This window comes from Rossellomorea aquimaris, assembly GCF_020171925.1.
Taxonomy (GTDB): domain Bacteria; phylum Bacillota; class Bacilli; order Bacillales; family Bacillaceae_B; genus Rossellomorea; species Rossellomorea aquimaris_F.
On record NZ_JAIVAR010000007.1, the window covers coordinates 1 to 22,463 of the forward strand.

Below are 22,463 nucleotides of genomic sequence, written 5' to 3' on the forward strand. Positions count from 1 at the left end.
TGTCTGGTGACAATGGCGAAGAGGTCACACCCGTTCCCATGCCGAACACGGAAGTTAAGCTCTTCAGCGCCGATGGTAGTTGGGGGCTCTCCCCCTGTGAGAGTAGGACGTCGCCAGGCTTTATATGGAGGATTAGCTCAGCTGGGAGAGCATCTGCCTTACAAGCAGAGGGTCGGCGGTTCGATCCCGTCATCCTCCACCATGGATTTTTTACGAAGCGACAGCGGAGTAAAAATATCCTTCCTTAATCCCTACAATGTATTCAATCATGAGTATATTGTACGAGTACACAAAACAACTTAACACGCCGGTGTAGCTCAACTGGTAGAGCAACTGACTTGTAATCAGTAGGTTGGGGGTTCAAGTCCTCTTGCCGGCACCACTTCGGTTTTGAGCCATTAGCTCAGTTGGTAGAGCATCTGACTTTTAATCAGAGGGTCGAAGGTTCGAGTCCTTCATGGCTCACCATTGATTTTTGCAAAAGGCAAATTTCAATTATTCATTCATGCGGGTGTGGCGGAATTGGCAGACGCACCAGACTTAGGATCTGGCGCCGCAAGGCGTGGGGGTTCAAGTCCCTTCACCCGCACCATATGCGGAAGTAGTTCAGTGGTAGAACACCACCTTGCCAAGGTGGGGGTCGCGGGTTCGAATCCCGTCTTCCGCTCCAAAGATTTTGCCGGGGTGGCGGAACTGGCAGACGCACAGGACTTAAAATCCTGCGGTAGGTGACTACCGTACCGGTTCGATTCCGGTCCTCGGCACCAGTTAGTTCTTCAAGAGAATTAATTGTGCTAAATAAATAGTTGCGCCCGTAGCTCAATTGGATAGAGCGTTTGACTACGGATCAAAAGGTTAGGGGTTCGACTCCTCTCGGGCGCGCCATCTTCATCGGGAAGTAGCTCAGCTTGGTAGAGCACTTGGTTTGGGACCAAGGGGTCGCAGGTTCGAATCCTGTCTTCCCGACCACCTAAGATGGGGCCTTAGCTCAGCTGGGAGAGCGCCTGCTTTGCACGCAGGAGGTCAGCGGTTCGATCCCGCTAGGCTCCACCAAGATTTTTCATGAAACGTTAGTAGATTGAAAAAGTCTTGAAAACAAAATAGTTATAAAATGTTTCTTGGCGGTGTAGCTCAGCTGGCTAGAGCGTACGGTTCATACCCGTGAGGTCGGGGGTTCGATCCCCTCCGCCGCTACCAATTCGGACCTTTAGCTCAGTTGGTTAGAGCAGACGGCTCATAACCGTCCGGTCGTAGGTTCGAGTCCTACAAGGTCCACCATTTACATTTGAACACGGAGGAATACCCAAGTCCGGCTGAAGGGATCGGTCTTGAAAACCGACAGGGGTGTTAAAGCCCGCGGGGGTTCGAATCCCTCTTCCTCCGCCATCTTATTTTTACCCTTATTATCGTCGCGGGGTGGAGCACGACCGAATAATCTTCGGAGCTCGCACTTCAGCGCACCGACTGAGTAGTATCATGAGTAAGCTGACTGAAGTCGGGGTGGTTATAACGGATCTTTTTCCGTAAAATCACAACACCAATAAACATTTTTTATCGTCGCGGGGTGGAGCAGTTCGGTAGCTCGTCGGGCTCATAACCCGAAGGTCGCAGGTTCAAATCCTGTCCCCGCAATACCTTTTTTGTTAAAGCAAGATAATAACATTATTTCACTGAAATGATTTAATGTAAGATATTTTGCTGGCGCAAGGTTAGTTCTTTTGCTAACGCAAAAAACTTTGGTCTGGTAGTTCAGTTGGTTAGAATGCCTGCCTGTCACGCAGGAGGTCGCGGGTTCGAGTCCCGTCCAGACCGCCACTAATTACATAGTGTGGCTCAGTAGCTCAGTTGGTAGAGCACGGTGAATAAGCTTCATCGATTATGCATCAGCGTACAGCTTGAGCAGCATCTTGAATAGTCTTTCTGAAAGCTGGACGATGGACTTTCACACTCTATGTTTAGGAAGTTTACATATGATGGCTCAGTAGCTCAGTTGGTAGAGCAATGGACTGAAAATCCATGTGTCGGCGGTTCGATTCCGTCCTGAGCCACCATTTTTTATTCTTATCATATACATGGCGATTGTGGCGAAGTGGTTAACGCACCGGATTGTGGTTCCGGCATTCGTGGGTTCGATTCCCATCAGTCGCCCCATATATATGCGGGTGTAGTTTAATGGTAAAACCTCAGCCTTCCAAGCTGATGTCGTGGGTTCGATTCCCATCACCCGCTCCATGGGCCTATAGCTCAGCTGGTTAGAGCGCACGCCTGATAAGCGTGAGGTCGGTGGTTCGAGTCCACTTAGGCCCACCATCTTAATATTATTCCGCAGTAGCTCAGTGGTAGAGCTATCGGCTGTTAACCGATCGGTCGCAAGTTCGAATCTTGCCTGCGGAGCCAAATGGAGAAGTACTCAAGTGGCTGAAGAGGCGCCCCTGCTAAGGGTGTAGGTCGGGCAACCGGCGCGAGGGTTCAAATCCCTCCTTCTCCGCCAGTAAGGCCCGTTGGTCAAGCGGTTAAGACACCGCCCTTTCACGGCGGTAACACGGGTTCGAATCCCGTACGGGTCATTCATGAAGACTATCGTTCAGATAGTCTTTTTTATTTTTTTGTTTTTCCTCGACCGTAATTAGCCTATTTTCTTAAACTACTTGAAACGTCCTATGAACGTGCATAGGGCGTTTTTTTTGAATGTGGCGGGATACCTCGAAATAGTTATTGGTATGTGACTAGAGGACACTGAAAGAAACCGGTGCTTACAAGGTGAAGCAATAAAGGCTGTATGAGAGCGGGCACCTCTTCTATATCGATAAAAACTTCGAGCGGTTCAAGAATGCATAGTTGAATGATGGGGTCGCCAATGCGTAAGCTGGGTCCGGATGACGGACTGTTCCTCACGAACACAGAAGCTCGAAAAGCGTGCTTATCCATTCGTACCTCGCCAAAACCATTGCTGCCTCCCTGATGTTCATTCATCCTGTAGATCAGGAAGCAGTCGAGCTTCAGAATATGATCAAAGATAACGAAGGCCTTTCGTGCTCAAAAATGTAGGTAGCCTGGATGAAACGAGCCCGATCACAGAAGAAGTCGTTCGTCAGTATGAAGCATTGAAGAAGTAAACAGAAGAAAGGAGAGCGGGGACACTCTCCTTTCTTGTCTTCATTTTCTAAGGTACGTCCCTCATCGCGTTAACGCGATGAGGGACGTACCTTTTTTTGCATGTTTCTACATTTTTATCAGGTAGCTATCTGTGATGGGTGGTTGGTACTTTTCTCCTTGTTTCCGTACTGTATAACGGAATCCTTCTTTTTTGTCCATTTTTCTCTCTTAAATAATTTTCGACATAATTCAGCAATATCCGTCCGTGTAACCCCTATCATTTTCCTGTATATAACAATGAAATCGTTTTCTTTCGGATTGGTGTAGGATTATGTCGGATTAGAGCGATGAATATAAAAAGGGATTTTTCATAAGTGGCAGAAAGTAGTTAATAGATTGAAAAATGTAGGTGAAGTGATGAACGCAATGATGTTATCTGATTATGATGTTTTTTTATTTCATGAGGGAAATTTACAGCAAGCGTATCAGTTTATGGGTGCTCATGTGAGGAGAAATCCCCGTGGCACCTATACAGAATTTTGCGTTTGGGCTCCTAATGCGAGAAGTGTTTCTCTTGTAGGCTCATTCAATGAATGGAAGAGTTCAGGGTTCGAACTCGAAAGATGGAACCAGGAAGGCCTATGGGTCATCCAGGTGAACCGTGATTTGACGGGTGAGACGTATAAATATGAAATAACGTCATTATCCGGAGAGAGGAAGCTGAAGGCAGATCCATATGGATTCGCAACGGAGAAGCGTCCTCAGACAGCAAGTATCGTGTATGACCTTGGAGGATTCAGGTGGAGCGACGAAGAGTGGCTGCAGAAGAGGTCGGAGTCGACGGTATATGATCAGCCATTGTCCATTTATGAAGTGCACTTGGGAACATGGAAAAAGAAGAAAGGCAAGTTTCTATCCTATACAGAGCTTGCTGAAGAAATGATCCCCTATGTGAAGGAACATGGTTTCACCCATATTGAGCTCTTGCCGATCACAGAGCATCCTTTTGACCGGTCCTGGGGGTATCAGAGTACCGGCTACTATGCACCGACAAGCAGGTACGGGGAACCTCATGACCTGATGGCTTTCATCAACGAATGCCATCGACACGATATAGGGGTGATCCTGGACTGGGTTCCCGGACATTTCTGTAAAGATGCTCATGGCTTGTATGAGTTCGATGGATCCTTTGCATATGAATACGGGGAAGAACGTGACCGTGAGAACTATACATGGGGAACGGCGAATTTCGATTTGGGCAAAGGGGAAGTAAGGAGTTTCCTGATCTCGAATGCCCGTTTTTGGATGGAAGTCTATCATATAGATGGATTCCGGATTGATGCCGTCGCCAATATCATTTACTGGGCGAATCAAGGTGAGCAGTCGCCGAATGAGGGCGCAATCGAATTCTTGAAAAAGCTGAACCAGGCGGTATTTGAATACGATTCTTCCATTCTGATGATCGCGGAGGATTCGACTGACTGGCCGCAAGTGACCTCTCCGGTTCATTATGGAGGGCTTGGATTCAATTATAAGTGGAATATGGGGTGGATGAATGATGTGCTCGATTATATGGAGACGCCACATCATGAAAGGAAAGATGTTCACTCCCTGATGACATTTTCCCTGTTGTATGCCTTCTCCGAGAATTACGTTCTGCCTTTTTCACACGATGAGGTCGTACATGGGAAGAAATCTTTATTGAATAAAATGCCGGGTGATTACTGGCAGAAATTTGCGCAGTACCGGCTGCTTCTATCGTATATGATGGCTCATCCTGGGAAGAAGCTTCTTTTCATGGGAAGCGAACTGGCTCCGTTTTCAGAGTGGAAGGACCTTGAAGAGTTGGATTGGCACTTAACAGGTTACGAATTCCATCACAAATTCAATTCATATTTCAAGGATCTTTTGCATTTATATAAAGGTGCTGAAGCATTATATGAACTTGACCACCGTTCGGATGGCTTCGAATGGATTGATGTGAACAATGCCAATCAGCAAATCTTCTCTTTCATTAGAAAGGGAAAGAACGACGAATCGCTTGTTGTCATCTGTAATTTCAGTCCCCAAGTCTACCACGAGTACAAAATCGGTGTACCCCGTGCAAGCTTCTATGAAGAAATTTGGAACAGCGATGATGAGAAATATGGGGGCTCTCATCAGGTGAATCCTTTACCGTTATCAGTGCATGCTGAGGCTTACCACGGGAAGGATGGATATATTAAGATGACCATCCCGCCATATGCGGCGGTTTATTTGAAACCAGGAAATGAAAGGGGAGTCTAGAATGGCAAAAGGAAGATGTGTGGCAATGTTATTAGCAGGCGGTAAGGGGAGCAGATTAAGTTCGTTAACCAAGAACCTGGCGAAGCCTGCCGTACCATTTGGAGGGAAGTACCGCATCATTGATTTTACACTGAGCAACTGCACAAACTCCGGGATTGACACTGTGGGGGTGCTGACGCAGTATCAGCCACTTGTCCTGAATTCGTATATCGGGATCGGGAGTGCGTGGGATCTCGATAGGAGGAATGGCGGTGTGACCGTTCTTCCCCCATATGCAGAATCATCAGAAATGCGTTGGTATACAGGGACAGCAAGCGCCATCTATCAAAATATGAATTACCTGGAACAGTATGATCCCGAATATGTCTTGATATTATCAGGAGATCATATTTACAAGATGGATTATAGTAAAATGCTTGACTATCATATTGAGAAGAAAGCGGATGTGTCAATATCGGTCATCGAAGTGGATTGGGCCGAAGCAAGCCGTTTCGGTTTGATGAATACGAATGAAGAGATGAGGATCACTGAGTTCGAAGAGAAGCCGGCTTACCCTAAGAGCAACCTTGCCTCGATGGGGATTTATATCTTTAACTGGTCCATCTTGAAGGATTATCTGGAAATGGATGAACGCAATCCACATTCCAGCCATGATTTTGGAAAAGATGTGATTCCACTTTTGCTTGATGAAAAGAAGAAGTTGATGGCGTATCCATTCAAGGGATATTGGAAGGATGTAGGAACAGTCAAAAGCTTATGGGAAGCAAACATGGATCTTATTGATGAAAATAACGAGTTGAATCTATTTGATCATGATTGGAGAGTGTATTCGGTTAATCCGAATGAGCCGCCTCAATACATCTCAGAGGATGCATTGGTCGAAGGGTCCCTTGTTAATGAAGGATGCACGATTGAAGGCACAATCACAAAATCAGTGTTATTCCAAGGGACGACGGTGAAAAAGGGAGCACATGTTACAAGGTCGGTCATCATGCCCGATGCAATAATCGGGGAAAATGCCTACATCGAACAGGCGATTGTGCCGACGAATGTCAAAGTGCCAAGCGGGGTCTGCATCATGCCGGAAGAAGGATCTGATGAAGTGATCCTTGTGACGGAGGCGTTCATTGAAACATTGCTTGAACAAGAAGAAGTGTAATGATTTTTAACGGACAACTTTAGAGGAGGAATGATCGTGAAAAATACAATTCTAGGAGTTATTGATGCCACCGGTTATTATCAATCTTTAGAGGATCTGCTCTTACATCGGTCCCTTGCTGCCCTTCCAATCGGAGGAAGATACCGCTTGATTGATTTCGTGCTTTCAAATATGGTCAATTCGGATATAGGTTCGGTTGCGATTTTCCCTAAGTTCCAGTATCGTTCGCTGATGGACCATCTTGGGTCAGGCAAGAACTGGGACTTGAATCGAAAGCGGGATGGACTCTTCTTCTTTCCGGCACCTGGACTTGATGCAACGGATGAGGGCGTAGGGTCATTCAATCACTTTGCCCATCATCTAGATTATTTCTACCGCAGCAGTCAGGAATATGCCATCATCAGTAATTGTTACACGGTCTGCAATATCAATTACCGTCCTGTCCTTGAGCGCCACATGATGATTGGGTGTGATATCACGGAAATCAGGCACAACGGGAAATCACTTGAGATGTACCTCGTCAAGACGTCTCTCTTGAGGGACTTAATCGAGAGTCGTGATGAGACAGGTTATACATGCATGAAGGACGTAGTCGAGGACATGGATAGCGGATATAAGGTGTGCGGGTATGAGCATATCGGGTTCGTTGAAACGGTTGATAGCATCAATAAATACTACAATACGAGCTTGAAATTATTGAATGTTTCTTCCTGGAAAGAGCTATTCAAGAAAGAATCCCCGATTTACACGAAGGTGAAGGATGAGCCACCTACACGCTATACATCCTATGCCAGTGTGAAGAACAGCATCATTGCCAACGGATGCTATATTGAAGGAAATGTCCGTAATTCAACGATGTTCAGGGCAGTGAAGGTTGGAAAAAACACGACAATTTCGGGTAGTATCATTATGCAAAAGAGCCAAATTGGAGATAACTGTGTATTAGAGAATGTCATCCTGGATAAAGATGTGAGGATCGAGGATGGGGTCAGGCTGATAGGAGATCCCGATAACCCGATCGTCATCCGCAAAGGGATGATTCAAGGAGCGCTGATGAATTCGTGAAAGTTTTGTTTACAGTTTCGGAATGTGTGCCTTTCGTTAAATCAGGAGGCTTAGCGGATGTTGCCGGGGCCCTACCGAAGGAGCTACGGAGCCTAGGGACGGATATCAGGGTGATTCTCCCGAAATATGGGGGGATTCCCCATGGATTCCTGAGCAGGATGAAAAAAAAGAAAGAGTTTTTTGTTTCCGTCGGTTGGAGAAACCAGTATTGCGGGATCGAAGAGCTTCAACACGATGGGGTTACATATTATTTCGTGGACAATGAGTATTATTTCAATCGTGACCGAATGTACGGCTATTTCGATGATGGTGAACGGTTCTCGTTCTTTACACGGGCCGTGTTGGAATCAATGGAAGCATTGGACTTTTATCCAGATGTCATCCATTGCCATGATTGGCATACGGCGATGGTCCCCTTCCTCTTAAAGACTGAATACCAGGGCCGCCCCGGATATGAATTCATCCGAAGTGTCTTCACCATTCATAACCTGCAGTTCCAGGGCATTTTTCCAAAGGGGGTCATGACGGATTTACTGGGGATCCCAGATCATTACTTTCACCCGGAATATCTGGAATTCTACGGGAACATCAATTTTATGAAGGGAGCACTCCTTTCCTCTGATTTCATCACAACCGTCAGTCCCACTTATAAGGACGAAATCCTGACCCCTTATTATGGTGAGAAGCTCCATGGAGTCCTGAGGCAGCGAACCAATCAGCTTCAGGGAATCCTAAATGGGATTGATGATGAAGTATACAATCCGGAAGAGGGACCGATCCCGTTTAGAAGCGGCAATCTTGAAGGGAAAACGAAAACGAAGCTAGGGCTTCAGGAGAAGTTGAATCTTGAAGTGAATGAAAATATCCCCATGGTTTCAATCATTTCACGTTTGACGGTACAAAAGGGGCTTGAGCTGGTCAGGGGTATTTTTCATGAAATGATACAGGAAAATGTCCAATTCGTCTTACTTGGTACCGGTGATTGGGAGTTTGAACAATTCTTCCGCGAGATGGAGTCACAATATCCCGATAAGGTGAGGGTGAAGATCGGGTTCAGTGAAGAGCTGGCGAAAGAGATCTATGCGGCGTCAGACTTGTTCCTTATGCCCTCGAAATTCGAGCCGTGCGGTCTTGGTCAGTTGATAGCGATGCGATACGGAGTGTTACCGATCGTACGTGAAACGGGTGGATTGAACGATACGGTGCAGTCATATGACGAAGTAAGTAAAGCAGGGAATGGCTTTTCATTCAAGAACTTCAATGCCCATGACATGCTCTATACGTATAGAAGGGCACTGGACTTCTATCATCATGATAGGGAAACATGGAAACATATTGTACAAACTGCGATGAATAAGGATTATAGCTGGGCGCAATCTGCATTTAAATACAACCAGCTATATGCCGACCTTGTATCGAGGAGTGAAAGCCATGTTTTCTGATCATATCGAATTTAAAGAGATGTTCTTGAAGAAGCTCGAAATGATGTATGGAAAAACGTTTCCTGAGTCCACCTCCCAGGATCAGTATTTCGCCCTTGGGCATCTGATCAGGGAATACATCAGCATGAACTGGATCCACACGAATGAGCAATATCGTTTCAATAAAAGGAAGCAAGTGTATTATTTATCGATCGAGTTCCTATTGGGGCGTTTACTGAGACAGAACTTGATGAATCTGGGGATTTATGAAGTCGTCGATGAAGGCCTAAAGGATCTCGGCATCGACTTGGCAGATATCGAAGAAGTCGAGCATGATGCAGGGTTAGGGAATGGAGGACTCGGGAGGCTGGCCGCCTGTTTCCTTGATTCGTTAGCCTCCCTGAACTTACCTGGGCATGGGTATGGAATCCGCTACAAACACGGCCTGTTTGAACAAAAAATAGTCAATGGCTTCCAAATGGAGCTACCCGAACAGTGGCTGCGGCATGGCCACGTATGGGAAGTCCGGAAGTCGGATCTTACGGTGGAGGTCCCGTTCTGGGGACATGTGGAATCGTACAGTGAAAAAGGCGTGATGAAGTTCCGCCACGTGGATGCAGAGCTTGTATCGGCAGTTCCTTACGATATGCCTGTTGTCGGACATGAAACCTCGACTGTCAATACCCTTCGCCTCTGGAGTGCAGAGCCAGCTGCATACAAGGCGGGGAAGGATCTGATGAAATACAAGCGGGAAACAGAAGCGATCACTGAATTCCTGTATCCTGATGATACCCATGATGAAGGAAAAATCCTTCGACTCAAGCAACAGTATTTCCTGGTGTCTGCCAGCATCCGGTCCATCATTGATTCATATATTTATAGATTTGGGGATTTGAAGGACCTCCATGAATATGTTTCGATCCACATCAACGATACACACCCAGTCCTCGCCATCCCTGAACTCATGAGGGTACTCGTGGATGAATATGAATTTGATTGGGAAGAAGCATGGGACGTGACAATCAAAACATTTGCCTATACGAATCATACGACTCTTTCAGAAGCGCTTGAGAAGTGGCCGGTCCGGATCTTCCAACCACTCCTTCCAAGGATCTTCATGATCGTGAATGAAATCAACGAGCGATTCTGCCAAGAGCTCTGGAGAGAATATCCTGGGGACTGGAAACGAATCGAGGATATGGCCATCATCTCGCATGGTGTTGTAAAGATGGCTCATCTGGCAATCGCCGGAAGCTTCAGTGTAAACGGTGTGGCAAAGATTCATACGGAAATACTGAAACAAAGGGAAATGAACTTATTCTATCAATATTATCCAGCTAAATTCAATAGTAAAACAAACGGGATCACACATAGAAGGTGGCTGCTGAATAGCAATCCCCCATTGTCGAATCTTATATCTTCCGCAATCGGAACAGAGTGGGTCCATCAGCCAGAGAAGCTCTCGGACCTCGGGAAGTATAAGGATGATGCCTCTTTCCTTGAGGATCTCTATAAAGTGAAGCAGTTGAATAAGGAGCGGCTGGCCCGCCGGATCCTCGACAGCAACGGGATGAAGGTCGATACGAACTCAATCTTCGATATACAGGTGAAGAGGCTGCATGCCTATAAGAGGCAGCTGCTGAATGTCCTGCACATCCTCCATCTGTATAATCGCTGTCTGGAGGATCCCCATTATGACTTCCATCCACGGACCTTTGTGTTTGGTGCTAAAGCTTCACCAGGTTATTTCTATGCGAAGAAAATCATCAAGCTCATTCACTCGGTCGCTGACCTAGTAAATGACAATCCAATCGTAAAGGACCGTATCAAGGTCGTCTTTATGGAGAATTATCGTGTATCCCTCGCAGAGGAAATCATCCCGGCTGCCGACTTATCACAGCAAATCTCAACTGCAAGTAAAGAAGCTTCGGGAACGGGCAATATGAAATTCATGATGAATGGTGCACTTACCCTTGGAACATTGGATGGGGCCAACATTGAAATCCTGGAGCAGGTAGGGGAAGAGAACATCTTTATATTCGGCTTGACCGCCGATGAAGTGATGAACTATCAGAAGCAGGGTGGATATTACGCGATGGAGTATTATCACCACGATCCACGGATCAAGAAGGTACTGAATCAATTGCTAGATGATACCCTGCCGGATGCGGATGATCATTTTGAAACGATTTACGATTCCCTTCTCGGCGAGAATGATCAGTTCTTTGTACTGAGGGATTTCGACTCGTATTTAAAGGTTCAGGAAGAAGCAGGTAAAGCATACGAGCAAAGAGCGGATTGGTCCCGTATGTGTCTGCATAATATTGCAAATTCCGGCTATTTTTCGAGTGATCGTACCATTCAGGAATACGCCAGGGAGATATGGAAGATCGGCCAGGGGAGCATGATGAGGTGAAGGTGAAAATGCCCTCATTTAGGATGGTCGCCATGAAAAACACTTTTCTCTAAACTGAGAAAAGTGTTTTTTTTATTAGGTGAGTCTATCGGGAAGTGGTAAAATGAATGGTATAACAAGCGACTTTACGGGGGCTGTAGAATAGATAATAGGGGTGTGGAACGATGACAAACAGAAAGAATCGCAAGGTTGATGGTCTTTTGAAAAAAACGAAGAAGTGGCAGGATGAATTCGTTGCGTTGCGTGAGATCATCCTTGAATTCGAAGAGCTGACAGAAGACGTGAAGTGGATGCATCCTTGCTATACATTCCAGGATAAAAACATTGTATTGATGCATGGTTTTAAAGAGTACTGCGCGCTGTTGTTTCACAAGGGTGCCCTTCTAAAGGATCCACATGGAATCCTGGTGCAACAAACGGAAAATGTACAGGCTGCCCGTCAAATCAGGTTCACAGACAGCGAAGAGATAAAAGAAATGAACAGCATCTTGAAAGAATATATCAGGGAAGCCATTGAAGTGGAAAAAGCCGGATTGGAAGTGCCCTTGAAGAAAACAGAGGAATACACAGTCCCTGAAGAGCTTCAAAAGAAGTTCATGGACATGCCCCAATTAAAAGTGGCTTTCGAGAAACTGACGCCAGGGCGTCAACGAGCCTATATCCTATATTTCTCAAAGGCGAAGCAATCGAAAACCCGTGAATCAAGGATCGAGAAATATAAGCAGCATATCCTTGATGGTAAAGGATTGAATGATTAGTTGAAATCTGACTATTATTCTGATCAGGAGGAATTTGGATGGAAGTATTCAGGGAATTTCTAGAGGGGCTGGACAACCCTTCACAACACTCAAGAACGGAAGAGGTATTGGGCTGGATCACCAATCAATACCCGGATTTAGTACCGGTCATTAAGTGGAATCAGCCGATGTTCACCCACCATGGCACGTTTATCATCGGTTTTAGCGCATCCAAACAGCATTTGGCTGTTGCTCCTGAGAGGGAAGGGATCATGCATTTTTCAGAAAGCATTGTGGAAGCAGGGTATGAACATACGAAGATGTTGATCCGGATCCCTTGGAAAAGTACGGTGAATTATTCATTGTTGAAGAAAATGATTGATTTCAATATGATGGACAAGGCGGATTGCACCACCTTTTGGCGTAAGTGAATGCATCCAGTCGAAGAAGGGGCAAAGAGTGAGCAGTTTCATATTGACACGTTGAACGCCAAGGCACTGCAGTGCCTTGGCGTTCATGCTTAGTCTTTCTTCTTCTTGTCATTGTTATTGATGTAACTGTCGCCGTCTTTATAAGGGATATCCCCAATCGTCGATTCCATGTGATTTGCTTCAAGCATCTCCTCATAGTCATCATGTTTCTTGGACGGATACGTTTTGCGATCGGAGCCCTCTATATCGGTTGCGGCAAAGCTTTCATAATCCTCAGGGAATCCTTCTGAATGGTCTTCACCCTGATATAACTCTCCATAATCTTCATAATCTCCCTCGAAGTCCGAAGGGGTTTCAGATGTTCCGTAGCGCGCCACTTCTTGGAAACTGTCATCGTAATCGCGGACATTTCCGTCGGATTGATGCCTGAATTCATTGTCAATAGGCGGCTGGAGGACGTCTTCCTCAACGGGACGGTCCCCTGCTTTGGACTGTTCTGGCGAATGCTCTGTACAGAATAGGGTCGTCGGCAGGACTTCCAGTCGTTCAAAAGGAATCTCCTTCCCGCATTCCTTACATTGTCCATACGTTCCTTCCTGCATCGCCTGCAGGGCACGATTTATTTTGTTCAATTCAATTTTTGCATGATCGTCGATTGCGAAATCTTTTTCGCGTTCGTATAGCTCTGTGCCCATGTCGGCTGGATGGTTGTCATAGAGGGAGAGTTCCCCTGCATTATCCCGTTCGTTCGTATGATGAAGACTGTCGAGGTCTTGATGTAAATGCTCCTTTAACTGAGACTGTTGCTGAAGAAGTTCTCTTTTCAAGGTTTCTTGCTGTTGATTTGTAAGCAATCTTCTCACATCCTTTATTTTGACATTCGGCTCCTTGAACCGAGTGACTTTTTTTATTGTCTAATCATACTTTATCCGAAACTGCCATGATTAAAACATAAAAAAGCATGCCTGGATGATTCCCCTTGTTGCTTTTTAAGCAAAAAAAAACCGGGTCATCTAAACCCGGTTTTCACCTTACAGAGCTAAAATAAGTATCCAATCAGTAATCCAATCGAAAGGAGGAAACCGAAGATCGTGTTGGTTTGTGCCGTCGCCTTCATGGCAGGCATCATTTCAAGCGGCTGTGATTTACCAATAAACCCTTTTGTAGCTTTCACCGCTTTTGGGATACTAAGATAAGAAACAAAAATCCAAGGGGACATGTCCCCGAATAGGACCAATCCAGCAATCCATGCATACGTCAGGACGAACATGCTGCCAAGAAGCACGATGGCTCCTTTGCGACCGAGTAAGATGGCGACGGTTTTTCTTCCGTTTTCCTTATCGCCGTCAAGGTCGCGGATATTGTTCGCCATCAGGATCATTCCGACCAAAATGGATACAGGGACGGATATAAGGATGCTGTCGGTGGTGATCATGCCTGTCTGGATATAAAATGAAATCAGGATGATGATCAGACCCATGAACAAACCTGCGACAATTTCTCCGAACGGGGTGTATGCAATCGGCAAGGGTCCGCCCGTATAGAAGTACCCCGCTGCCATACAAACTAGCCCGATCACTGCCAGCCACCATGTGCTGTTGGCGACGATATAAAATCCTAACAGAAGGGCGATTCCGTAAAAGGAAAATGCAATCGCCATGACCGTTGACGGCTTCACTCCGTTCCTGACGATGGCACCGCCGATCCCGACTGAGTGTTCTGTGTCGAGTCCACGCTTATAATCGTAGTACTCATTGAACATATTGGTAGCGGCCTGTATGAGCAATGATGCCACAAGCATCGCTAAAAACATGGAGAATCTTACATCTGAATATTGAAGGGCAAGTACAGTTCCTAGCAAGACGGGAACGAATGCCGCAGTCAACGTATGGGGCCTTGTGAGCTGCCACCAAATTTTAAAACCTTTATCTGCTTCAATCGTATTAGTCATTTGTTGTGCCATAAACCTCTCTCCTTAAATTGAAGGAATTTTTCTGAAAACATTACAATTCCTTTACAGATTAAAGTGTAGGTAATGGGAAGGGGAGTGTCAATCTTTTTTTCGGTATGGTGGCATCTGTTAAGAGTGTGCGGGATTGGTCTTGCTGCAAGCAGCAGAACCATAAATCCAAAAGTTTCTTCCAATATTTGAACACATTTACAACCCTTTAGGTTTCTCAAATACGGAAAAAGGGTTTATTATATAATAAGGATAATATTGATTGTTTATCATTCATATCGTTGACACACCTTGTACTGAGGTGTATCTTATAATAAGTTTTGAATCATGTACGTGATTGTTTGGGGGAATTCGGGTTGGTTACCATCCATAAAACCAATATTGAAAATGCATATGATACAGCCAGGGAAAAGGCTAAACAATATCAACACCCCGTTCTGTTCAGCATCGTGGAAAAAATCGATTCCATCGATCCGCTTTCTTTTTACAATGAAGGCCATTCTTTGTTCAAAGGGGCACGCTTCTTATGGAAGGACCGGGATCATACGATTACGATCGCAGGGCTTGGATCGGCGTTGATGATTTCTACGGAGGATGAAAGGGATCAATTCTTTGCGGTTGAGAATGAGTGGAAGCGCTTTATCGAGGAAGCGGTCATCCTTTCCACTGATCGGTGGGCGGGAACCGGACCATTAATGTTCGGAGGCTTCCGGTTTGATCCTTTGAATCAAAAAGGCGGAGAATGGGATGATTTCGAGAACGGCACATTACAAATCCCATCTTTTATGCTGACGAAATCGAAAGAATCGGATTATCTGACAGTGAACGTCCTATGTGGACCGGAGGATGAGGATTCGCTGAATGAGTTGCTTCAATTCAAGGATGAATTACTGAGGAAGGCCAAATATCCTTCCACACCTGATGAAGCGACGGTAAATGGTGTCGAGGACTATAATCCAGCCGAATGGAAAGATTCGGTACAGAACGTCGTGGATACGTTGAAGGCCGGGGAGATGGAAAAGGTTGTGCTTGCTCGAAAATGCAAAGTAACCTTTGATTCATCTGTTACGTCCGACTTTGTATTGGACAACCTGTGGAAGCAGCAGCCAGACAGCTTCATATTCAGCTTCGAACAAGATAGCAGCTGCTTTATCGGTGCCACACCCGAGCGCCTCGTCAAAAAGACGGGGGAAGAAGTACTGTCCACTTGTCTCGCGGGTTCCATTGCAAGAGGAAGCTCACTTGATGAGGATGAGAGACTTGGGGAAGAGCTCCTGAATGATGAGAAGAACAGATATGAGCATCATTTGGTCGTCGAGAATATCCGACAGGCATTGAACCCTTACTGTGAAGAACTTACCATGCCTGAAAAGCCGGGATTGATGAAGATGAAAGATATCCAGCATTTATATACACCCGTTGTAGGAAGGGCTTCCCTTCATACCTCTCTTCTAGAAATGGTGGAAAAGCTTCACCCGACCCCTGCTCTCGGAGGGGTCCCGAGGGAAAAGGCACTCCATGTCATACGTCAGGAAGAAAAAATGGACAGGGGACTGTATGCAGGACCTGTCGGCTGGATGGATGCGTATGGAAACGGGGAGTTTGCGGTAGCGATCCGTTCAGGACTCTTACAAGGAAGCGAATCAACTCTATTCGCTGGTTGCGGGATTGTAGCGGATTCCGACCCCGAGAGTGAATTCAGGGAAACTCAAATGAAATTTCGACCAATGCTGAGAGCATTAGGGGGAAACATCAATGGATGAACATCAACAACGATTAACACAGTATTTAGCAGCATTTATAGACGAGCTGACAGCTAATGGAGTAGAAGAGGTGGTCATAAGCCCGGGATCGCGTTCTACTCCTTTGGCGTTATTATTTACTCACCATCCAGGTGTAAGGACGTATATCAACGTCGATGAACGATCGGCTGCATTCTTTGGACTCGGGATCGCAAAGGCTAAGAACAAGCCTGTCGTGATTCTTTGTACGTCTGGAACGGCTGCAGCGAATTATTATCCTGCCGTCGTAGAGGCGCGCTATGCAAAGGTACCGCTCATTGTCCTGACGGCAGATCGACCACATGAGCTTCGGGAAGTCGGTGCACCGCAGGCAATCAACCAGATCGACCTTTATGGAAAGCACGTGAAGTGGAGTGTCGATATGGCACTGCCTGAATCGACCCCTGGCATTTTGAAATATGCAAAAGCTTCTGCAACAAGAGGTGTCGGTCTATCTCTGTCGGCACCCGCCGGACCCGTGCATTTCAATTTCCCGATCAGGGAGCCTTTGATCCCTGCTTTGGAAGACGTGACATTCACAAACAACCAAAGTGAAAAAAGGGTCTCAAGCGGTGTGAGGGGATTGACACCCGATATGCGCGATGACCTGTCTAGAACCCTGAGGGAGAAACGTGATGGACTGATCATTTGCGGACCTGGACTCGATCCTTCAGCCCTCGAATCCATTACTGATTTTTCGGAGCATTATGGTTTTCCGATCATTGCAGATCCCCTTTCGCAAGTGAGAAGCGGATCACATCCGAAGGATGGGGTCATCGAGACATATGATGCATTCCTTAAAGTGAAGGAAGTAAACGAGGAGCTTCACCCGGAACTGATCATCCGGTTCGGTGCCATGCCTGTATCCAAACCATTGACCCTTTTCTTGAAAGGACTGAAGGATATTCCCCACTGGGTCGTCTCGAGCGGAGAGGAATGGCAGGATCCGATTGCAAGGGCTACGGAGTTCATCTATTGCGATGAGAGGTCTTTCTGTATGGACTTACAGACTGGCGCTGGCATAAATCATGAAGAAAAAGAATGGATGAATAAGTGGAAATCAGTAAACGATTCATCAAGAAGAATCCTAAAAGACGGTGATCAGCCGTGGAATGAAGGAAAAGCGGTCAAGCAACTGATTGAACACCTTCCAGATGGTGCCTCGATCTTTGCCAGCAATTCCATGCCGATCAGGTATATCGATACTTATTTCTTCAACAGTGAAAAGTCAGTTTCTGTTTACGCCAACCGTGGAGCGAATGGAATTGATGGGGTCGTTTCGACAGCACTCGGCATGAGCACAGTGCAAGCCCCCATTTATCTATTGATAGGGGACCTTGCCTTCTTCCATGATCTCAACGGACTTCTGGCGGCAAAGAAATATAATCTGGACATGACAATCGTCGTCATGAACAATAACGGTGGCGGCATTTTCTCCTATCTTCCACAAGCAAGCGACGGCACACACTTCGAAGAGCTATTTGGCACACCGATGGATCTTGATTTTTCTTCCGCAGCTGCTTTTTATGGGGCGAGCTATACATTGGTGAAAGAAGAAGAAGAATATAGCGAAGCGTTAAAGCATGCAGAGGGACAAAAAGGGATCAACATTATCGAAGTGCTGACAAACAGAGAAGAAAATGTTGCAATCCATCGGAAAATGTGGAATTTTGTTTCCCAGGAAATATTGAAGGGGAATCTTTGATGATTGTCGGTGTGAATGAGATCGATTATTTTGTAGAAGTTAAAGGAGAAGGGTTCCCGCTCGTCTTCCTTCACGGCTTCACAGGTGACTCCCGTACTTGGGATAACATCACGGATCAGCTTAAGAATCACTTTCAATGCATTTCAATCGATCTAATCGGTCATGGAAGAAGTGCGTCGCCGACCGATGTCCAGCGGTACTCAATGGATGCCGTCTCCCGGGACATTGAATGCCTACTGAGAACGCTCGACATCAAGGAAGCGGTCTTGATCGGTTATTCGATGGGAGGGAGGCTTGCCCTTCACTTTGCAAATCTCTACCCTGGATATGTCAGGTTACTCATATTGGAGAGTGCATCCCCTGGATTGAAAACAAAGGAAGAGCAGGATGCGAGACGAAAGAGTGATCACGCGCTTGCAGATAAGATTTTGCAAGAAGGCATAGAGTCTTTTGTGGACTTTTGGGAAGGCATCCCTTTATTCTCTACGCAAAAAAGATTGCCACTCGGAGTGCAGGAAGAGATTCGCCATCAGCGCCTGATGCAATCTCCCGTCGGATTATCGAATTCCTTGAAGGGGATGGGGACCGGGGCACAGCCGTCTTGGTGGGACGAACTGCGTGACCTCTCTTTCCCGGTCGTTTTGATGGTGGGGGAGCTTGATCAGAAGTTTGTTACGATTGCAGAAGAGATGGGAAAATCGATCCCGAAAGGGGAAATTATTCCTTTTTTCGACAAAGGACATGCAATTCATGTGGAAGATCCACGAAAGTTTGGTACAATAATAGAGGATGTTTTATTCAATTACATAAAGGAGGATGTTTAAATGGCTTTTGAATGGGTTTCAGAAAGAAACTACGAAGATATTTTATATGAAACATATAATGGGATTGCCAAGATCACGATCAACCGTCCGGAAGTGCGCAATGCATTCCGTCCGAAGACCGTTATGGAATTGATCGACGCATTTGCTTATGCACGTGATGATTCCAAAGTAGGTGTAATCGTCCTAACGGGCGCGGGCGAGAAAGCATTCTGTTCAGGCGGGGACCAAAGTGTACGCGGACATGGCGGATACGTTGGCGAAGATGAAATTCCACGCTTGAACGTATTGGACTTACAGCGTTTGATCCGTGTCATCCCTAAGCCGGTCATCGCGATGGTAGCTGGCTACGCAATCGGTGGAGGCCACGTGCTTCATGTTGTATGTGATATCACGATTGCAGCGGATAACGCGATCTTCGGTCAAACCGGCCCTAAAGTGGGAAGCTTTGATGCTGGTTACGGTGCAGGTTATCTTGCTCGCATCGTCGGACACAAGAAAGCGAAAGAAATCTGGTACCTGTGCCGTCAATACAATGCTGAAGAAGCGCTTGAGATGGGCCTTGTCAATACGGTCGTACCTTATGAGAAACTTGAAGAAGAGACGGTACAGTGGGCTTCTGAAATGCTTGAAAAGAGCCCGACTGCACTACGCTTCCTTAAAGCTGCATTCAATGCGGATACAGATGGGTTAGCTGGTCTTCAGCAGCTGGCAGGAGATGCTACATTGCTTTATTACACAACAGACGAAGCAAAAGAGGGTCGAGACGCGTTCAAAGAAAAACGCAAACCAGACTTCGGACAATTCCCTCGTTTCCCTTAATAGAGGGTGAGCCTGATGAATCTCGACGGATTCATCAGGCTTTTTCATTTGGTTGGAAATCACGGTCCTAAGTCCCGGCCCCAATTGTAAGCGGGGCGCGTGTATATGTTACATCGGAAGGCCGTAGCCTATGAAGATAAACTATTATTTGAATTGGAGTAGAAGCATTATGACATCCCAACAAATGCCGAATTGGCTTAAACAACGATCGTTCTTGACACCAGACCGGATTGCCCTGAGGAGTGATGCACGCGATTATTCATTTCGCGATCTGTGGGATATGACCATCGAGACTGCGGGAAGGATCCAGAGCCTTATCCATGGTTCCGAAAAGCAATTCATCGGGTTGATGATAAAGAACACGGTCGAAGCAGTCACCATCATACATGCCGTACAGCAATTAGGCCTTGCAACCGTGCTCCTGAATCACCGGCTAAGTACGAGGGAACTTTCATTCCAGATCCAGGACATGGGATTGAATACGGTCATTATGGATGATGCCTTTTATGAAAAAGTCGAAACTCTGAATGTAAGGAAAGTGAAAATTTCAGATCTTGAAGCAACGAATCCAGCACCTGTGGAGATAAAGGATCATTTTCAGTTGGACCAAGTATGTTCGGTCATGTATACTTCCGGGACGACCGGTGCTCCGAAGGGGGTGCTTCAGACGTACGGAAATCACTGGTGGAGCGCAATCGGCTCTTCTTTGAACCTCGGTATAAGTGAAAATGATACCTGGCTTTGCTCTGTGCCATTATTCCATATCAGTGGATATTCCATTTTGATGAGAAGCGTCATATATGGTATGAATGTGCGCCTTTTTGAGCAGTTTGATGTGAAGCGGATCAATGAAGAATTGATGAACGGTTCCATCACGATCATGTCTGCGGTCAGTAACATGCTTCAACGGCTCTTGAAGGATGTAGGCGAATCATCTTATCACGCGAATTTCCGCTGTATGCTTCTAGGGGGAGGGCCGGCACCCCTTCCGATGCTCGAGGCATGCAAAGATAAACGGATTCCTGTTTATCAAACATATGGCATGACGGAAACATCTTCTCAAATCGTCACACTATCGCCGGAATATAGTTTATCCAAGCTCGGCTCTGCCGGGAAGCCCCTGTTTCCTTCAGAACTCAAGATCCTCAATCCAGAAGGGGAGGCAAAGGCTTTCGAAGAGGGTGAGATCACGGTGAAAGGTCCGAATGTGACCAAAGGATACTATAACCGTGAAGAAGCGAATGAAGAATCATTTCAAGACGGATGGCTATCGACAGGGGATATCGGCTATGTGGATGAAGAAGGGTTCTTGTTCGTCCTCGACCGCCGTTCTGATTTGATCATATCCGGCGGGGAGAACGTCTACCCCGCAGAAATCGAAAGCGTGCTCACTTCGCATCCGTGCGTTGAAGATGTAGGTGTAGCGGGGGTTTCAAGTGACGAATGGGGCCAAGTGCCATGTGCATTCGTTGTTAAAAGTAAAGGGAGCGTATTGAGCGGTAGTGATATCCAGTCATTCTGCAGTCAGCATCTGGCTCCGTACAAGCAGCCAAAGAAGGTTGTATTCGTGGAGGAAATCCCACGTAATGCGTCCAATAAGATCCTCAGAAGGATATTGAGAGATGAATGGGAGAAAGGCAGGTTCCGGGATGAACATTAAAAGGATTAAACTGCATCTCATTACGATGCCTCTCAAATCCCCATTCAACACTCACCTTCAAAAAGTGGAACGAAGGGAAGGAATCATCATCGAGGCCGTTGATAGAGATGGGGTCACAGGGCTGGGTGAAGTGGTGGCATTCTCGACTCCATGGTATACGGAGGAGACGGTGAAAACCTGCTATCACATGTTGAAGGATGTGTTGATCCCTCTGATTGAAAGTCATGGATTGGCCCATCCCCGTGAGCTTGGTATGATGTTTCAATCCGTCAGGGGGAATGCAATGGCAAAGGCCTCGCTTGAAATGGCGATCTGGGACCTTTATGCAAGGCAGCTGGACACACCGCTCTGGAACCTCCTCGGGGGTACACGAAGAAGTGTACTGGCAGGTGCCGTCGTCGGTGCGAACGGAACCCAAGCAATGATTGATCAAGCAAAGGGGCTGCTTGAAGAAGGATATGAGAGGATCAAGGTCAAGATTTCAAAAGGCGAGGATATTGAAATTGTCCGTGCTTTACGTGCTGCATTTCCTTCCCTGGCGCTTCTCGCGGATGCAAACTCAGCGTACGGACTCCAAGACGCTGACCATCTGAAGGAACTTGACGAATTCGGCCTCGAGATGATCGAGCAGCCACTTGGGGTCGATGACCTCGTCGAACACAGCATTTTACAAGGGAGGATCAATACCCCTATATGCCTGGATGAAAGCATCGTCACCCCTCATGATATGAAAAGTGCGATCCATTTAAATAGCTGCGGTGTCGTCAACCTCAAACTGGGCAGAGTGGGAGGGTATAACCCAGCACTGGAAATCTATCAACTTTGTCAGGATAACGGCATCAAACTGTGGTGCGGGGGGATGATTGAATTCGGCGTATCCCGTGCCCATAATATTTGTCTTGCCACTTTGGACGGTTTTTCGATCCCGGGGGACATATCCTCTTCATCGAAGTACTGGGAAGAAGATATTATCGATACTCCGATTGTAGTTGAAAAAGGCTCTGTGCAACGATTCGAAAAGCCGGGAATCGGGGTTGGATTGAACGAGAAGCGAATGAATGAAGTAACATCATTCACAGAAGAGTTTTCCTTATAGGTCAACA

16 protein-coding genes, 21 tRNA genes and 1 rRNA gene are annotated in these 22,463 nt (G+C 46.3%); 36 read left to right on the plus strand and 2 right to left on the minus strand.

Features of this window, described 5'->3' with window-relative positions:
- The first annotated feature begins 2 nt into the window (after positions 1-2).
- The 30 genes from rrf (at position 3) to LCM10_RS17635 (ending at position 12,611) form a co-directional block, all read left to right on the plus strand.
- Positions 3-119: ribosomal RNA gene (gene rrf / locus LCM10_RS17495) — 5S ribosomal RNA — on the plus strand.
- 7 nt (positions 120-126) lie between these two features.
- Positions 127-202: transfer RNA gene (locus LCM10_RS17500), tRNA-Val, on the plus strand.
- Positions 203-306: 104 nt separating this feature from the next.
- Positions 307-382: transfer RNA gene (locus tag LCM10_RS17505), tRNA-Thr, on the plus strand.
- Positions 383-392: 10 nt separating this feature from the next.
- Positions 393-468, plus strand: a tRNA-Lys gene (locus tag LCM10_RS17510).
- Positions 469-507: 39 nt separating this feature from the next.
- Positions 508-592, plus strand: a tRNA-Leu gene (locus tag LCM10_RS17515).
- A 3-nt stretch (positions 593-595) separates the two neighbouring features.
- Positions 596-670: transfer RNA gene (locus tag LCM10_RS17520), tRNA-Gly, on the plus strand.
- Between the two features lie 8 nt (positions 671-678).
- Positions 679-767, plus strand: a tRNA-Leu gene (locus LCM10_RS17525).
- A gap of 41 nt (positions 768-808) precedes the next feature.
- A tRNA-Arg gene (locus LCM10_RS17530) sits at positions 809-885 on the plus strand.
- 7 nt (positions 886-892) lie between these two features.
- Positions 893-969 (plus strand) — tRNA-Pro (locus LCM10_RS17535).
- A gap of 8 nt (positions 970-977) precedes the next feature.
- Positions 978-1,053: transfer RNA gene (locus tag LCM10_RS17540), tRNA-Ala, on the plus strand.
- Between the two features lie 67 nt (positions 1,054-1,120).
- Positions 1,121-1,197 (plus strand) — tRNA-Met (locus LCM10_RS17545).
- A 4-nt stretch (positions 1,198-1,201) separates the two neighbouring features.
- Positions 1,202-1,278 (plus strand) — tRNA-Ile (locus LCM10_RS17550).
- Positions 1,279-1,293: 15 nt separating this feature from the next.
- Positions 1,294-1,386: transfer RNA gene (locus tag LCM10_RS17555), tRNA-Ser, on the plus strand.
- Positions 1,387-1,558: 172 nt separating this feature from the next.
- Positions 1,559-1,632 (plus strand) — tRNA-Met (locus tag LCM10_RS17560).
- Between the two features lie 106 nt (positions 1,633-1,738).
- Positions 1,739-1,815: transfer RNA gene (locus LCM10_RS17565), tRNA-Asp, on the plus strand.
- A gap of 160 nt (positions 1,816-1,975) precedes the next feature.
- Positions 1,976-2,051: transfer RNA gene (locus tag LCM10_RS17570), tRNA-Phe, on the plus strand.
- Between the two features lie 24 nt (positions 2,052-2,075).
- Positions 2,076-2,151 (plus strand) — tRNA-His (locus LCM10_RS17575).
- Positions 2,152-2,158: 7 nt separating this feature from the next.
- A tRNA-Gly gene (locus LCM10_RS17580) sits at positions 2,159-2,232 on the plus strand.
- Between the two features lies 1 nt (position 2,233).
- Positions 2,234-2,310 (plus strand) — tRNA-Ile (locus tag LCM10_RS17585).
- A 12-nt stretch (positions 2,311-2,322) separates the two neighbouring features.
- Positions 2,323-2,397, plus strand: a tRNA-Asn gene (locus tag LCM10_RS17590).
- A 3-nt stretch (positions 2,398-2,400) separates the two neighbouring features.
- A tRNA-Ser gene (locus LCM10_RS17595) sits at positions 2,401-2,491 on the plus strand.
- A 4-nt stretch (positions 2,492-2,495) separates the two neighbouring features.
- A tRNA-Glu gene (locus tag LCM10_RS17600) sits at positions 2,496-2,567 on the plus strand.
- Between the two features lie 349 nt (positions 2,568-2,916).
- Entirely contained in the window at positions 2,917-3,048 is a 132-nt protein-coding gene (locus LCM10_RS20700) for a hypothetical protein (RefSeq protein ID WP_263621549.1), read from the plus strand.
- A gap of 465 nt (positions 3,049-3,513) precedes the next feature.
- Positions 3,514-5,382: a 1,4-alpha-glucan branching enzyme gene (gene glgB / locus LCM10_RS17605; protein WP_224877726.1), complete on the plus strand. Its 1,869-nt coding sequence runs from the start codon at positions 3,514-3,516 to the stop codon at positions 5,380-5,382.
- 1 nt (position 5,383) lies between these two features.
- Positions 5,384-6,541 (plus strand): glucose-1-phosphate adenylyltransferase, encoded by a 1,158-nt coding sequence (locus LCM10_RS17610; protein WP_224877581.1) that lies wholly within the window; start codon positions 5,384-5,386, stop codon positions 6,539-6,541.
- 36 nt (positions 6,542-6,577) lie between these two features.
- The gene (locus tag LCM10_RS17615; protein ID WP_224877582.1) at positions 6,578-7,606 is read left to right on the plus strand and encodes a sugar phosphate nucleotidyltransferase; all 1,029 of its coding nucleotides are present in this window, start codon (positions 6,578-6,580) and stop codon (positions 7,604-7,606) included.
- A complete protein-coding gene (glgA, locus tag LCM10_RS17620) occupies positions 7,603-9,048 on the plus strand; it encodes a glycogen synthase GlgA (RefSeq protein ID WP_224877583.1) in 1,446 nt (481 codons plus the stop codon). Before LCM10_RS17615 ends, glgA begins: the two co-directional genes overlap by 4 nt.
- The gene (locus tag LCM10_RS17625; protein WP_224877584.1) at positions 9,038-11,443 is read left to right on the plus strand and encodes a glycogen/starch/alpha-glucan phosphorylase; all 2,406 of its coding nucleotides are present in this window, start codon (positions 9,038-9,040) and stop codon (positions 11,441-11,443) included. The genes glgA and LCM10_RS17625 overlap by 11 nt, the downstream gene beginning before the upstream one ends.
- A gap of 164 nt (positions 11,444-11,607) precedes the next feature.
- Complete coding sequence (locus LCM10_RS17630) at positions 11,608-12,201, plus strand: YdeI/OmpD-associated family protein (RefSeq protein ID WP_224877585.1); 594 nt, start codon at positions 11,608-11,610, stop codon at positions 12,199-12,201.
- A 38-nt stretch (positions 12,202-12,239) separates the two neighbouring features.
- Positions 12,240-12,611 carry an iron chaperone gene (locus LCM10_RS17635; RefSeq protein ID WP_224877586.1) on the plus strand — a complete coding sequence of 124 codons (372 nt, stop codon included), beginning with the start codon at positions 12,240-12,242 and terminating at the stop codon, positions 12,609-12,611.
- An 89-nt stretch (positions 12,612-12,700) separates the two neighbouring features.
- Here LCM10_RS17635 and LCM10_RS17640 read toward each other — a convergent pair whose 3' ends face one another.
- Together LCM10_RS17640 and LCM10_RS17645 are read right to left on the minus strand one after the other, a co-directional pair.
- A complete protein-coding gene (locus LCM10_RS17640; protein WP_412103418.1) occupies positions 12,701-13,474 on the minus strand; it encodes a TraR/DksA C4-type zinc finger protein in 774 nt (257 codons plus the stop codon).
- 176 nt (positions 13,475-13,650) lie between these two features.
- Entirely contained in the window at positions 13,651-14,574 is a 924-nt protein-coding gene (locus LCM10_RS17645) for a 1,4-dihydroxy-2-naphthoate polyprenyltransferase (RefSeq protein WP_224877588.1), read from the minus strand.
- Positions 14,575-14,927: 353 nt separating this feature from the next.
- Between LCM10_RS17645 and LCM10_RS17650 the strand changes: the two genes are divergently transcribed.
- The 6 genes from LCM10_RS17650 to menC all read left to right on the plus strand — a co-directional run bounded on the left by LCM10_RS17650 (position 14,928) and on the right by menC (position 22,456).
- The gene (locus tag LCM10_RS17650) at positions 14,928-16,334 is read left to right on the plus strand and encodes an isochorismate synthase MenF (protein WP_224877589.1); all 1,407 of its coding nucleotides are present in this window, start codon (positions 14,928-14,930) and stop codon (positions 16,332-16,334) included.
- Complete coding sequence (gene menD / locus LCM10_RS17655) at positions 16,327-18,057, plus strand: 2-succinyl-5-enolpyruvyl-6-hydroxy-3-cyclohexene-1-carboxylic-acid synthase (RefSeq protein ID WP_224877590.1); 1,731 nt, start codon at positions 16,327-16,329, stop codon at positions 18,055-18,057. Before LCM10_RS17650 ends, menD begins: the two co-directional genes overlap by 8 nt.
- A complete protein-coding gene (gene menH / locus LCM10_RS17660) occupies positions 18,057-18,881 on the plus strand; it encodes a 2-succinyl-6-hydroxy-2,4-cyclohexadiene-1-carboxylate synthase (RefSeq protein ID WP_224877591.1) in 825 nt (274 codons plus the stop codon). Before menD ends, menH begins: the two co-directional genes overlap by 1 nt.
- The gene (gene menB / locus LCM10_RS17665) at positions 18,882-19,700 is read left to right on the plus strand and encodes a 1,4-dihydroxy-2-naphthoyl-CoA synthase (protein WP_224877592.1); all 819 of its coding nucleotides are present in this window, start codon (positions 18,882-18,884) and stop codon (positions 19,698-19,700) included. It abuts the gene before it with no gap.
- A 169-nt stretch (positions 19,701-19,869) separates the two neighbouring features.
- On the plus strand, positions 19,870-21,360 hold the full coding sequence (locus LCM10_RS17670) for an o-succinylbenzoate--CoA ligase (protein WP_224877593.1): 1,491 nt from the start codon (positions 19,870-19,872) through the stop codon (positions 21,358-21,360).
- The gene (gene menC / locus LCM10_RS17675; RefSeq protein WP_224877727.1) at positions 21,350-22,456 is read left to right on the plus strand and encodes an o-succinylbenzoate synthase; all 1,107 of its coding nucleotides are present in this window, start codon (positions 21,350-21,352) and stop codon (positions 22,454-22,456) included. The genes LCM10_RS17670 and menC overlap by 11 nt, the downstream gene beginning before the upstream one ends.
- The last annotated feature ends 7 nt before the right edge of the window (positions 22,457-22,463 follow it).

Coding starts and splice junctions, on each gene's coding strand:
- LCM10_RS17610 (WP_224877581.1), top strand. CDS start 5,384: ATGGCAAAAGGAAGATGTGTGGCAATGTTATTAGCAGGCGGTAAGGGG.
- LCM10_RS17645 (WP_224877588.1), bottom strand. CDS start 14,574: ATGGCACAACAAATGACTAATACGATTGAAGCAGATAAAGGTTTTAAA.
- LCM10_RS17625 (WP_224877584.1), top strand. CDS start 9,038: ATGTTTTCTGATCATATCGAATTTAAAGAGATGTTCTTGAAGAAGCTC.
- LCM10_RS17630 (WP_224877585.1), top strand. CDS start 11,608: ATGACAAACAGAAAGAATCGCAAGGTTGATGGTCTTTTGAAAAAAACG.
- menB (WP_224877592.1), top strand. CDS start 18,882: ATGGCTTTTGAATGGGTTTCAGAAAGAAACTACGAAGATATTTTATAT.
- LCM10_RS17670 (WP_224877593.1), top strand. CDS start 19,870: ATGACATCCCAACAAATGCCGAATTGGCTTAAACAACGATCGTTCTTG.
- menC (WP_224877727.1), top strand. CDS start 21,350: ATGAACATTAAAAGGATTAAACTGCATCTCATTACGATGCCTCTCAAA.
- menD (WP_224877590.1), top strand. CDS start 16,327: ATGGATGAACATCAACAACGATTAACACAGTATTTAGCAGCATTTATA.
- menH (WP_224877591.1), top strand. CDS start 18,057: ATGATTGTCGGTGTGAATGAGATCGATTATTTTGTAGAAGTTAAAGGA.
- LCM10_RS17635 (WP_224877586.1), top strand. CDS start 12,240: ATGGAAGTATTCAGGGAATTTCTAGAGGGGCTGGACAACCCTTCACAA.
- glgB (WP_224877726.1), top strand. CDS start 3,514: ATGAACGCAATGATGTTATCTGATTATGATGTTTTTTTATTTCATGAG.